This window comes from Peribacillus muralis, from assembly GCF_001439925.1.
Lineage (GTDB): Bacteria > Bacillota > Bacilli > Bacillales > DSM-1321 > Peribacillus > Peribacillus muralis.
Map to the genome: position 1 here is coordinate 329,878 of NZ_LMBV01000004.1, position 13,196 is coordinate 343,073.

Annotated in this window: 12 protein-coding genes and 1 riboswitch; of the genes, 11 read left to right on the forward strand and 1 reads right to left on the reverse strand. The window is 41.8% G+C overall.

The genetic code is table 11. The annotated features are described in order from the left end of the window. Positions 1 to 101 precede the first annotated feature (101 nt). The 4 genes from ASU00_RS08060 (at position 102) to ASU00_RS08075 (ending at position 5,468) form a co-directional block, all read left to right on the forward strand. On the forward strand, positions 102 to 1,100 hold the full coding sequence (locus ASU00_RS08060; RefSeq protein ID WP_057912923.1) for an LLM class flavin-dependent oxidoreductase: 999 nt from the start codon (positions 102 to 104) through the stop codon (positions 1,098 to 1,100). A 94-nt stretch (positions 1,101 to 1,194) separates the two neighbouring features. Next, entirely contained in the window at positions 1,195 to 2,217 is a 1,023-nt protein-coding gene (locus ASU00_RS08065) for an LLM class flavin-dependent oxidoreductase (RefSeq protein WP_057912924.1), read from the forward strand. A gap of 94 nt (positions 2,218 to 2,311) precedes the next feature. Continuing rightward, complete coding sequence (gene pabB, locus ASU00_RS08070; RefSeq protein WP_057912925.1) at positions 2,312 to 4,054, forward strand: aminodeoxychorismate synthase component I; 1,743 nt, start codon at positions 2,312 to 2,314, stop codon at positions 4,052 to 4,054. Positions 4,055 to 4,136: 82 nt separating this feature from the next. Continuing rightward, on the forward strand, positions 4,137 to 5,468 hold the full coding sequence (locus tag ASU00_RS08075; RefSeq protein ID WP_057912926.1) for a D-serine ammonia-lyase: 1,332 nt from the start codon (positions 4,137 to 4,139) through the stop codon (positions 5,466 to 5,468). A 227-nt stretch (positions 5,469 to 5,695) separates the two neighbouring features. Here ASU00_RS08075 and pdxR read toward each other — a convergent pair whose 3' ends face one another. After that, positions 5,696 to 7,090: a MocR-like pyridoxine biosynthesis transcription factor PdxR gene (gene pdxR, locus ASU00_RS08080; RefSeq protein ID WP_057912927.1), complete on the reverse strand. Its 1,395-nt coding sequence runs from the start codon at positions 7,088 to 7,090 to the stop codon at positions 5,696 to 5,698. 131 nt (positions 7,091 to 7,221) lie between these two features. Between pdxR and pdxS the strand changes: the two genes are divergently transcribed. The 7 genes from pdxS (at position 7,222) to cysC (ending at position 13,193) form a co-directional block, all read left to right on the forward strand. Next, on the forward strand, positions 7,222 to 8,109 hold the full coding sequence (gene pdxS, locus ASU00_RS08085; protein ID WP_057912928.1) for a pyridoxal 5'-phosphate synthase lyase subunit PdxS: 888 nt from the start codon (positions 7,222 to 7,224) through the stop codon (positions 8,107 to 8,109). 1 nt (position 8,110) lies between these two features. After that, positions 8,111 to 8,710 (forward strand): pyridoxal 5'-phosphate synthase glutaminase subunit PdxT, encoded by a 600-nt coding sequence (gene pdxT / locus ASU00_RS08090; protein WP_057912929.1) that lies wholly within the window; start codon positions 8,111 to 8,113, stop codon positions 8,708 to 8,710. A 629-nt stretch (positions 8,711 to 9,339) separates the two neighbouring features. Further along, positions 9,340 to 9,876: an NADPH-dependent FMN reductase gene (gene ssuE / locus ASU00_RS08095; protein ID WP_057912930.1), complete on the forward strand. Its 537-nt coding sequence runs from the start codon at positions 9,340 to 9,342 to the stop codon at positions 9,874 to 9,876. Between the two features lie 252 nt (positions 9,877 to 10,128). After that, positions 10,129 to 10,238: riboswitch (SAM riboswitch) on the forward strand. 122 nt (positions 10,239 to 10,360) lie between these two features. After that, positions 10,361 to 10,504 (forward strand): YezD family protein, encoded by a 144-nt coding sequence (locus ASU00_RS24415; protein ID WP_236712652.1) that lies wholly within the window; start codon positions 10,361 to 10,363, stop codon positions 10,502 to 10,504. 186 nt (positions 10,505 to 10,690) lie between these two features. Further along, positions 10,691 to 11,392 (forward strand): phosphoadenylyl-sulfate reductase, encoded by a 702-nt coding sequence (locus ASU00_RS08100; RefSeq protein WP_057913021.1) that lies wholly within the window; start codon positions 10,691 to 10,693, stop codon positions 11,390 to 11,392. Between the two features lie 33 nt (positions 11,393 to 11,425). Continuing rightward, on the forward strand, positions 11,426 to 12,580 hold the full coding sequence (sat, locus tag ASU00_RS08105) for a sulfate adenylyltransferase (RefSeq protein ID WP_057912931.1): 1,155 nt from the start codon (positions 11,426 to 11,428) through the stop codon (positions 12,578 to 12,580). Positions 12,581 to 12,593: 13 nt separating this feature from the next. After that, positions 12,594 to 13,193, forward strand: a complete 600-nt coding sequence (cysC, locus tag ASU00_RS08110; RefSeq protein WP_057912932.1) for an adenylyl-sulfate kinase — start codon at positions 12,594 to 12,596, stop codon at positions 13,191 to 13,193. Positions 13,194 to 13,196 lie beyond the last annotated feature (3 nt).

A 13,196-nucleotide genomic window follows, 5' to 3' on the forward strand; every position in this document is an offset into this window, starting at 1 on the left:
CAAACTAAATACGAATGGAACAAGCTTTATAGGCGACTTCCGACAAGGTTAGGTTTACCATGAAGAGATGAAAGTCTAGAGACTAGAAGTGAGGGAAGAAAATGAAGCTGAGCATACTAGATCAATCCCCGATTGCATCGGGTCAGACCGCTCAAGAAGCTTTGCAGGCTTCACTGCAGCTTGCACAAGCAGCAGACATGCTTGGATATCATCGCATCTGGTTTACTGAACATCATGACTTGGCTGGTTTGGCCTGCTCGGTCCCGGAGGTCCTGATAAGCTATGTCGGTGCCCAAACGAAGAATATTAGAATTGGGTCCGGAGCAGTGCTGCTACCGCATTATAAACCGTATCGGGTAGCGGAAACCTATAATATGCTTGCCGCTCTTTTTCCAGGTCGAATCGATCTTGGTATAGGCCGTGCTCCCGGTGGATCAGCTGAGGCAACGATGGCATTAAATGATGATTTTCTGCAGAATGTATACAAAATGCCGGAACGTATAAAAGAATTATTGAGTTTCCTTAGAGACGATTTTCCGAAAGACCATCTATTCTCAAAGATTTCTGCTGCTCCGATTCCAAGCATCCAACCGGAACCGTGGATATTGGGAACAAGCGGAAAAAGCGCAATGCTTGCTGCAGAGAATGGTACTGCCTACGCATTTGGTGAATTCATGAGTGAAAATGATGGAGTGGAGAGCCTTCAGAAATACCGGGAACAGTTCCAAATGAAAGGGGAACTGAAGGCACCAAAAACGATTGTTACAGTTGCGGTCATTTGTGCGGAAACAGAGGAGTATGCAAAGGAAATCGCCCTTAGCAATACGCTTTGGCACATTCAAAGTGGATATGGAGAAAAGAAAAAGGTTCCAAGTATGGAAGAGGTAAGAACACATATGTGGAATGAAAAAGAAAAAGAATTGCTCGGGATGAATCATAAAAAAATGATCATTGGCTCACCTTCTCAGGTGAAGCAACGCCTCTTGGAGATTCAGGAGAATTATCAAGCAGATGAAATCATGATCATGACCATCACCCACAAGTTGATGGACAAGCTGAATTCGTATCGCTTGATTGCCAAGGAGCTACTAGATGGATAATACGCTTCGAGCATTTTGTGTGCATTTTTTCTGCATTTTCTATATGATGACTTTGCGTCCAATTAATCATAATTGAGAGAAAGAAGTTGAAGATATGAATGCCGATTTACATGAAAAAAAACTGAGTGACATTTCTTATTCCGTTCTGGACCTTGCTTCGATCGTTGAGGGTGGTACAGTTTCCGGAGCATTTAAAAATACAGTCAGATTGGCTAAGCATGCGGAGCAATTGAATTACAAACGCTTTTGGCTTGCTGAACATCATAGCATGCCTGGTATAGCTAGCTCTGCAACATCCGTGCTTATCGGCCATGTTGCTGGAAAGACAGAAAGAATCCGGGTCGGTTCTGGTGGAATCATGCTGCCGAATCATGCCCCACTCGTTATCGCGGAACAATTCGGGACATTGGAAGCAATGTATCCCGGCCGAATAGATTTGGGGTTGGGACGTGCTCCGGGAAGCGATCAATTTACCGCCATGGCTCTAAGGGGTGCTGAACGTAATAATGGACAGGATTTCCCTGAACAACTAGCACAACTCCGGAGTTATTTAGATGCGGATTCAAAACATAATCGGGTTCGGGCCATCCCTGGTGAAGGACAGGATATCCCGATTTGGCTGCTTGGCTCAAGTGGTTTCAGTGCTGCATTATCAGCACAGCTGGGGCTGCCATTTTCCTTTGCAAGCCATTTTTCCCCGGAGAACACTCAACCGGCTTTAGCCCGTTACCGCAATAATTTTAAACCATCGGAGGTTCTTGAAAAACCGTATGTGATGGTAGGGATCAATGTGTTTGCCGCTGATACGACGGAAGAAGCAAACAGGATTGCTACTTCTTATCAACAACAGTTTTTGAATTTGATCCGGAATACTCCTGGACAACTTGCTCCTCCAGTTGATACGATGGAAGGCGTGTGGACAGAATATGAAAAAAGCATTGTCATGAAACAGCTAAATGCCTCCATCATAGGGAATCCGGAAGAAGTAAAAGAACAGTTGCAAAAATTTCTAGATGAGACCCAAGCGGATGAAATGATCATTAACTCCGCCGTTTATGATCAGGATGCACGCCTTCGTTCCTTTGAAATCATTGCAGAAGTTACTGGAATGAAATAAGTGCCTATGCGAATGAGCTTGCAGATTAAGTATCTGCAAGCTTTTTTATCAAATACATACCGATTGACCCATTAACAAAAGGCAGGAGAAAAGAATGAACCAAGACTTATCCCTTTTATTTCACTTTACTGATAAACAAGGTGACAGCAGGCCGCTATCTTTCACCAACCCGATAAAAGTCTATAGCGCCCATAGCATCGAGGAAGTGCTTCCTCAATTTCAAAAAGTCCAGGAAGCGATCGATCAAGGGTATTATGCAGCAGGTTATGTAACCTACGAAGCAGCACCTGCTTTTGAAAGCTCTTTTCTAGTAAAAGATGGCGGCACGATGCCCCTGTTATGGTTCGGTATTTTTGAGAAGCCGGGAGAATTATCGGAAAAATCTTCTGGAGCTTTCCAATTGGTTGATTGGAAGGCAGAAAAAAATGCCGAATTCTATCATGCTGGCTTTGAAAAGATTAAATCAGAAATTGAGCAGGGCAATACGTATCAGGTGAATTATACGATGCGTTTACAATCCATGTTCGAAGGAGACGACCTCGCTTTCTTCGATCGCTTAAAGAGAGCACAACAATCGAATTATAGTGCATATTTGAACGTAGGAACGCATCGAATCCTCTCAGCCTCCCCCGAGTTATTTTTCCGTTGGCAGGATGGACAGCTTATTACACGTCCGATGAAAGGAACGGTAAAGCGGGGATTGACACTGAAAAAGGATCAGGAAAACGCTGCCTGGTTAGCAGCTTCAGAAAAAAATCAGGCGGAAAACTATATGATCGTTGACTTGCTTCGGAATGATCTTGGAATGATTGCCGAGCAAGGAAGCGTACACGTGCCGCAACTTAAGGAAATCGAGAAATACCCAACGGTTTGGCAAATGACCTCCACCATAACAGCCAATACGAAGCCAGACACAACGATTATTGATATATTCAAGGCGCTTTTCCCTTGTGGGTCCATAACGGGGGCACCTAAAATTAAAACGATGGAAATCATCTCCGAAATCGAAAACTCACCGCGCGGGGTATATTGTGGTGCAATTGGGTATATCACACCGGATTCCGAAGCGGTTTTTAATGTGCCGATCCGAACCGTAGTGATTGAAGCGGAAACAGGTAAAGCAGAATATGGAGTGGGCGGGGGAATCACGTGGGACTCCGAATTGACGGAAGAATATGACGAAGCTTTTTTAAAGGCCAAACTATTGTCGGTGGAACGTCCTGCCTATAAGCTTTTGGAATCGATGAAGCTCGATGATGGCGAGTACGATTTTTTGAATGAGCATATCGAGCGGATGAAACGATCTGCGGTTTATTTTGGATTCCCTTTTCCTGAAGATAATCTTAGAAACAAGCTCCTAAAACATGCCGAGTCACATCCGGGGATGCAAAAAGTACGGGTCCTGCTTAATGAAAAGGGAGTCTTTGAAGTTTCCGGTCAAGCAATCAAGCCCTTTGATTCAAAAATTCCCATCCAAGTCAAATTGGCGGAAAGTCCGATAGCAAGCGGAAATCCATTTCTTTATCATAAGACGACCAATCGGGAAGTATATGAAAAATTTCAAGCCAATAATCCTGACTTCTTTGACGTACTGCTTTGGAATGAAGAAGGCTTCATTACGGAATTCACGAACGGAAACGTAGTGGTGAAGATCAAGGGTGATCTTTTTACCCCTCCGATCAAAGCAGGGCTTCTTGCAGGCACCTTTCGTCAGGACTTAATCACGAGGAACATCATTAAGGAAAGGGTAATTTCAAAGGATGATTTGACCATGGCTGAGGAAATATGGTTTACCAATAGTGTGAGAGGGATGTTGAAAGTCCATTTAACCTTTTGATAAAACAGGAAAGCGGCTAACGGAAATAGATGTTGGTAGAGGATGAATGCGGATACTTATAGCTGGAAGGGACTGTTTTGGTATGCAAACAATCGCAGGTTTATCGTTATTGGAGTGGCAGCAAAAGCATCGATTACTTAATAATCTAATACAACTTGATGAAGTGTTCTGGATCAATCCAGATTACGGTACTGAGTTGGATGATACGATCGTCCAATATAATCAGGTTAACTCGGCAAAAAACAGATTGGATAGATTCGCAAATTATATTGTCGAGGCATTTCCTGAAACCCGGCCAATGCAAGGGATTATTGAGTCTCCACTAGTGGAGATTCCCTCCATGCAAAAAAACATGGAAAAATCCTATGATGTTCAATTGCCTGGGAAGCTTCTGCTTAAATGCGATAGTCATTTGCCCATATCTGGATCCATCAAGGCCCGCGGAGGCATCTATGAAGTCTTGAAGCGGGCAGAGGATATTGCCATGAAGCATGGTGGGTTAAAGCAAACGGACGATTATGGAATCCTCGCAAGCGATACATACAAGAAGTTATTCTCAACCTACTCAATCGCTGTCGGTTCAACCGGGAATTTAGGTTTGAGCATAGGCATCATTAGTGCAAAGCTGGGCTTCCGGGTTACCGTACATATGTCAGGAGATGCGAAGCAGTGGAAAAAGGATAAGCTAACAAATCTCGGTGTCGTTGTAAAGGAATATAATGATGATTACAGTAGGGCTGTCGAAGAAGGCCGCCTGGAAGCCTCTCTTGATCCTAATTGCCATTTTATTGATGATGAAGATTCGATCGACTTGTTTCTCGGTTACGCGACGGCTGCAGAGCGCCTGCAGAATCAATTGAGAGAGCGCTCAGTTGTTGTTGATAAAGACCATCCTTTGTTTGTATATCTGCCTTGCGGAGTCGGAGGGGGTCCCGGAGGCATCACTTATGGTCTCAAGCTAGCATTTGGCGAACATGTTCATTGCTTTTTTGCAGAGCCGACACATTCGCCATGCATGACAATAGGATTGCTGACAGGTCTTCATGACGAGGCCTCGGTACAGGAATTCGGAATCGATAATAAAACGGAAGCGGATGGACTCGCCGTCGGAAGGCCGTCTCGCTTAGTTTCCAGGTTAATGACCTCCATGTTAAGCGGCAGCTATACCATAGAAGATAAGCGATTGTTTGAGTTGCTTCGAAAAATGGCTGAGACGGAAGGGTATTATTTAGAGCCATCCGCCCTCGCCGGAGCAAATGGCCCCGTACAACTTATGTCCCATCCAACAGGGCGAAAATATCTTGAAGATCAAAAACTTCTGGATAAAATGAACCAATCCACGCATATTATCTGGGCGACAGGCGGGAGCATGGTGCCAAAAGACATGATGGAACAATATTTATCTCAAAGTTAAAAAAACCACAATAGTGAAATTACCAAACTGTAGACAAACTCCGAGAAAATCGAGTTTGTCTACAGTATTTTTATTTAAAGAACGTCCCAGCTGTACTCAGCCCGCGCATAATTGAACCGTTCAGGGAGTAATTTCGACCTAGACTGCGTATAATTCGACCTGTGCTAAGCATAAATCGACCGTCCGCGAAATTTTTTTATGCTTCAAGATAGTGAACTTCTGTTTCTTTATAAACCCCACGACATCAATAAAAGATGAATCGACTTTTCCAATTCAGCTTCAGGGATGCCTGCAAAGCCCAATATGATCGTTGGCGGATACTCTTCCATCTTTTCAATCGAATACGCGGATAGGCCATAAATTTTAATTTGCTTTTCAGTGGCCTTTTGGATGAGTGTTTGTTCGTCCATGCCGTTTTTCACGATTAACACGATATGTAGTCCTGAGCGTTCACCAATGATGGATATATCTTTATAAGGTTTAAGCAAATCCATCACTTTGTCCAGCTTGCGACGGTACACTTTCCTCATCCGATTTAAATGCTTTTCGAAATCTCCTTCCTTCATGAACTGTGTCAGTACATGCTGATCAATTCTTGAAACGGTTGAATGGTAAAAGGATAGTTCTTGCTGATGCTTTTTTAACAAGGGGGCGGGAAGTACCATATAACTGATTCGAATGGAGGGCATCAATGATTTCGAAAATGATCCCAAGTAAATCACCTTTTCGCCAGCATCCATACTTTGTAAGGACGGAATCGTTTTTCCACTATAACGAAATTCACTATCATAATCATCCTCGATAATATAGCGATTTTCTCCGCCTTGCGCCCAATTTAATAATCGTGTTCGTCTATTAACAGATAAAATCGTTCCATAGGGGAAGTGATGGGACGGGGTGACATAGACGACATCGATGTTGGAATTTTCTATCGGGTTAACCTTTACCCCTTCTTCATCTATTTCTAGAGGAAGCACTTCATTTGGATAGCTGCGTAAAATACGCAGGATTAGGTGATAACCTGGGTCTTCCACGCCGTAAATGGTATTTTTGGCGAAAAGCAGTACGAGCTGCTGCAATAAAATCTCCATTCCGGCGCCAATGATGATTTGTTCCGGAACACATTGAACCCCACGGGCATGATACAAATAATGAGCTATTTCACAGCGCAATTCATATTCCCCTTGAGAATCGCCGAGTAATAGAAGCTCTTGGCGAGACATATCTATTTTATTTTTCATATATTTTCGCCATTTCTCAAAAGGAAAGTTCTCTGTATCAATTTGGCTTGGGTGAAAATGATACTGCACATCGCCTTCTTTAACTTTAAATGGTTCGAGCGCAACAGGCTTTGTCTGCGTATACTCTAAGTCCTCGAAAGTTTGAATATAATATCCCTTTCTTGGGATGACCTCAACGTATCCCTCAGCAGTCAACTGCTCGTATGCAGTCTCGACGGTATTCTGGCTAATCTGCAGGAATTCGGCTAATTTCCGTTTGGAAGGCAATTTTGTACCAAAAGGAAGCCGGCCCTCGATTATTTCTTTTTTAATATGTGAATAGAGCTGTTCGTACAATGGTACGTCACTAAATCGATTTAAATCACACGTTAGCATATTCATTTAGTTCCCGCCTTTTTTATTTGAAATCACTGAACCCATTAAAATATTTAAAACTGACACTTTCAATACAGTCAACTATTTTTTATACTAAATAACAAATCTAAAAAATGCAAATATTAGGAGGAATCATCATGGAAAAATTATTAGGAACTGAAACAGTAAAAAGAGGAATGGCACAAATGCAAAAGGGTGGCGTCATTATGGATGTCATCAATGCGGAACAAGCAAAAATCGCTGAAGCAACTGGTGCAGTTGCGGTTATGGCTTTGGAAAGGGTCCCTTCGGATATACGTGCTGCTGGTGGAGTAGCAAGAATGGCGGATCCGAGAATCGTTGAGGAAGTTATGAATGCCGTTTCCATCCCTGTCATGGCTAAGGCTAGAATTGGACATATTGTTGAATCGCGGATTTTGGAATCAATGGGTGTGGATTATATTGATGAAAGCGAAGTGCTTACTCCTGCCGATGAGGAATACCACATTTTAAAAAGTGATTTCACCGTGCCTTTCGTTTGCGGCTGCCGTGATTTAGGAGAAGCTGCCCGTCGGATTGGTGAAGGAGCATCAATGCTACGTACAAAAGGAGAGCCAGGTACTGGAAATATCGTGGAAGCCGTGCGTCATATGAGAAAAGTCCAGTCCCAAATCCGCAAGGTGAGCATAATGAGTGATGACGAATTAATGACGGAAGCAAAAAATATAGGGGCACCGTTTGAAATTTTAAGAGAAATCAAACGGACAGGTAAATTGCCTGTAGTCAACTTTGCAGCCGGCGGAATCGCCACACCAGCAGATGCTGCATTGATGATGGAATTAGGAGCAGATGGCGTATTTGTAGGTTCTGGTATTTTTAAATCGGATAATCCAGAAAAATTCGCATCAGCAATCGTTCAAGCTACTACATATTTCACTGATTATGAGTTGATCGGCCGCTTGTCAAAAGAATTAGGCAGCGCAATGAAAGGGATTGACATTTCTAAACTGGCTCCAGCAGAACGTATGCAGGAACGTGGTTGGTAAGATGATAACGATCGGTGTTTTAGGATTACAGGGAGCAGTTGAAGAACATGTGAACCAAATCGATTCAGCCGGTGTGCAAGCAATTATCGTAAAAAAACCGTCACAGTTAAACGAGATTGATGGCTTGATCATACCTGGCGGGGAAAGCACGACGATGAGAAAGCTTATGGATCGCTACGGCTTTATGGAGCCAATCAAAACTTTCTTCGAACAAAAGAAACCGATCTTCGGTACATGTGCGGGAATGGTATTGGCCGCCAATAAGTTATCTGGTGATGAAAAGGCTTATCTTGAATTAATGGATATTTCCGTAAAAAGAAATGGGTTTGGACGTCAACGTGATAGTTTCGAGGCGGACCTTTCAATCAAAGGAATGGAAGAAACATTCAAAGCCGTTTTCATCCGGGCGCCATATGCTGATGGAGTTGGGGTAGATGTGGAAATTTTGGCTGAATATGACAATAAAGTAGTCGCTGCAAAACAGGAACATGTTCTAGTCAGTGCTTTTCATCCGGAATTAACGGGTGATGATCGTTTTATGAAGATTTTTATCGATATGGTAAAAGCATCCTTGAAAGAGGCGGATTTGAAAATTTGTTAAAGAGCAGCTGCCAATAAGCGAGTTCAGAATATAGACAAACTCATTTTCATCGAGTTTGTCTATATTTTTTTGAGTCTTTCAATATTCTAATTACTGCTTGCATGGCCATTGCCCTCATTTTAGGAGAGCTAGCAGCTTAAATTGGTGATTTCCACTGCAGGCGCTAGCTTATGAATTGGCAACACTAAGTTAGGCAATGATTAATAGGTCTAGTAAACTAACGAACACATACAAGATCCAGTTATTACGCGGAAGTGAATATTGAAGCGCTCTTTGAGTATGAATTGCTGCCATAAGATAATGCGGAGGCAGAAAATCTTTAAAAATTAGTAAGACAGAGTTGTTGAAAAAGCGCCATTGCGAATCGTGGAAGATGGGGTATGTGAGTCCAAAAGAAAACAAGCATTTACACCTTATGGGTCTAGTTTAATGTTGACATTTCAATTTTCGAGCGGCAGTCCCGCATGTTCCGTTACTTTCGTTTTCATTGCTAAAAATATGGTAAGTAACGACAGCAGCTGGAGCTTTGTTGTTGACTTGAATTTTTCAGACTATTAAGATAAGTTTGTGGCAAAAGGTGCATGAAGGGTAGGGCGAATTCGAAATTATAAGAATCGGAGGACATGTACATGAAAGATATTGTTATATTATCAGGAAGTCCAGCGATCCCATCAAGGACGGACATTTCACTTAAACATATTCAAGTATTGGTAGAGAAAGAGGGGTTTAGCACAGCTTATTATTCAATAACGGATTTTTCAGCAGATGATTTATTCCAAGGCCGATATAATAGTGGAGAAATTTCAAAGCTAGCAGAAAACATTTCAAAAGCCAGGGGAATCATCATCGGATCACCTGTATATAAAGCCTCCTACACTGGAGTTTTGAAAGCATTGATAGATTTGCTGCCGGAAAATGCGTTTAAGGGAAAGCCGGTGCTGCCGATCATGATTGGTGGAAGTCACAGGCATTTATTAGCGATAGACTATGCGCTTAAACCATTGATATCCATATTAAAGGGCGAGCCATTACAGGGCATTTATTTCGTCGATAAGGAAATAGACAAAACAGCTCCAGAAAACCCCATTCATGATTTGAACTTGATTGATCGCGTTCAGGGTCAGGTTCAAGAATTCGTAGAGGCCATTCAATTAAGGAATGGGTGACTTCAAGTAACTTTTTTTGCTACACTATTTCATTGGATTGTAAATGTTCATCTAAGCTGTTTGTGAAAATGGACCCGGGTTTTGGGGAATTTGTCCAAAAAATCGAGTCCATTTTCGCAGGTCAGTAACATAAAATCATAATACGAATATTATGTATAATACTGACAATTCACCCATAAAATTAATCCAAGTTACTTTATAAGAAAACTCCATTGACAAGGATTAAATATATGTTAATATTTAAAATAATAAAACTTATCCAGAGCGACGGAGGGAATTGGCCCTTTGAAGTCCAGCAACCTGCATGATGGATGCAAGGTGCTACATCCAACAAAATGGTTCACCATTTTGGAAGATAAGGTAAAGCATATTTACCTTGAAATCTTTCCAAATTGGAAAGATTTTTCATTTTTCGAAAAATTATTAGCAAAAATAATATAAGAAAAGTAAATCATTCAAGGATTTTCTTAGGGGAGGAACAATTTTGGATAAAGAGAATCAGCTTGAAGAAATATATGAACGACTTCAAGAAATGCTTCATTCAATGAAATATGGATCGATAACACTCATTATTCAAGATGGTAAAATAATCCAAATGGAAAGAAATGAAAAACTGAGAATTAAATAAAATTCCTGCTGACTAGAAAAACTAGAGGCGTGTTTAACTAATATAAAAGAGAGTATTGGTTAAATTCGTCTCTTTTTCCTAACAATCAAGGAATCTTTTTAAAATTACTGTGGGTGACGAACCCGTTACGCTAGCCAGGGGAACGCAAGCAAGTTTTTAGAGGGGGCTTTAAAGTTGGCTGCATTAATAAACTATGACAATTTCAACACGGAAGGTTTACCGGTTTTTCCTGAAGATAGCGAGACAAAAGGTGCTTTAGAAGTTCTTCAATGGGCAAATGAACAATATGGAAACAAACTCATTTATGCATGCAGCTTTGGAATAGAAGGTGTCGTGCTTACGGATTTACTGGCTAAGGTCAATCCTTCCGCCAAGATCGTTTTCCTCGATACCGATGTTCATTTTGAAGAAACGTACCAATTGATCGACCAGGTGCAAAAACGCTATCCAAAACTATCGATAGAAATGAAGAAACCCGCTTTGACGCTTGAAGAACAAGCGGCGGAATATGGGGATGAATTATGGCGAAGTGATTCCAATAAGTGTTGTAATATTCGGAAAATAATCCCGCTTACAGAGGTGCTTTCAACGGCAACTGCATGGCTTTCTGGACTTAGGAGGGAACAATCAGAAACAAGAGCAAAAACCGAGTATATCAATAAGGATAATAAGTTCAAGTCCATTAAAATATGTCCACTCATTCATTGGACTTGGAAAGATGTGTGGCGTTTTGCCCACAAAAATGGACTTCCATATAATATCCTTCATGATAATGGATATCCAAGCATTGGCTGTAAAACGTGTACGTCACCTGCCATCAATGCTGATGACTTACGCTCAGGTCGGTGGCAAGGCACTAAAACAGAATGTGGATTGCATTTATCTTAGTTAAATAGAATTAAACCATAGGGGGAAATGAGCATGACAATCAGTTTACCGCACGGAGGAACATTAATCGATCTTTGGGAACCAACATATGATTTTAGTAAAATAACAAAAACAGTCGAAATTGATGAAATTGCATTAAGTGATCTTGAGCTGATAGGCACGGGTGCGTACAGTCCGATTAAAGGTTTTTTTACAAAAAGTGATTATGAGTCAGTTGTCAAGGAAATGAGGCTTAACAGCGGTCATGTATGGAGCATTCCGATTACGCTGCCGCTAACCGAGGAGTCGGCAAAAACAATCACGATCGGAGAAGAAGTAAAGTTGAATCATGAAGGTGAAACGTTTGGAATTCTCCTTGTTTCCGACATTTACACTCCTGATAAACAATTGGAGGCGACATTAGTATACCAAACGGATGATGAGAAGCATCCGGGTGTGAAAAACTTATTAAACCGCGGAAATGTATATGTTGGGGGAGAAATAAAATTAGTTAAGAGAATCGAGCGTCCGTTATTTCAAAATCACTATTTGGACCCAGCTGAGACAAGGAAAGCTTTTGCAGAAAAAGGCTGGGAAACGGTTGTCGGCTTCCAAACGAGGAACCCTGTTCACCGTGCACATGAATACATTCAAAAGACAGCATTGGAGATTGTCGACGGCTTGTTCTTGAATCCTCTAGTAGGTGCCACTAAATCGGATGACATTCCAGCAGATGTACGAATGGAGAGCTATAAAGTGCTGCTTGAGAAATATTACCCGAAGGATCGCGTTTCTCTAGCCGTTTTTCCAGCTGCCATGCGTTATGCAGGACCGAGGGAAGCCATTTTCCATGCGATGGTCCGAAAAAATTATGGGTGCACCCATTTTATTGTCGGGCGTGATCATGCTGGTGTCGGCGATTATTATGGCACATATGATGCTCAAAAAATCTTTGCCAATTTTAACGCTGATGAATTAGGAATTACGCTATTATTCTTTGAACATAGTTTTTATTGTAAAGCATGTGGCAACATGGCTTCCGCTAAAACTTGTCCGCATGGCAAGGAAGACCATGTCATTCTCTCCGGAACGAAGGTAAGGGAGATGTTACGTAATGGTGAAATCCCTCCAGCTACATTCAGCCGTAAAGAAGTTATCGAGGTATTGATTCGTGGTCTAAAAAATAATGAAGTCGAAGTAATGCAATAAGAGGGGGATCATAATGAATAAAAATACTAATGTAACTTGGCATGATTCGTCATTGACGAAGGAGCTTCGCCGAAAGCAGAACGGACATGAAAGTACAGTTCTATGGTTTACAGGACTTTCAGGTTCCGGAAAATCAACAATTGCGAACGCAGTCGCAAAAGAGTTATATAACCGCAGTATTCGAAGTTATGTTTTGGATGGCGATAATATCCGTCATGGTTTAAATAAAGATTTAGGTTTTTCCGAAGCCGACCGAACCGAGAATATTAGGCGGATCGGTGAGGTTTCCAAGCTATTTGTGGATAGTGGCCAGTTCGTATTGACCGCCTTTATTTCCCCTTTCCGGGCTGATCGCCAGATTGTACGTGATTTGCTTGAAGAAGGGGAGTTCATAGAAGTTTACATAAAGTGCCCAATCGAAGAGTGTGAAGTGCGTGATCCAAAAGGTCTTTACGACAAGGCGCGAAAAGGGATCATAAAGGATTTTACTGGAATCGATTCGCCATACGAAGAACCTGAACAACCGGAGCTCATTTTAGAATCGAGCCTTTACAGTGTTGAAGAGTGCGTTGAGCAGGTAATCAGCTTTTTGACAGCCAAGAAAGCGATTTAATCA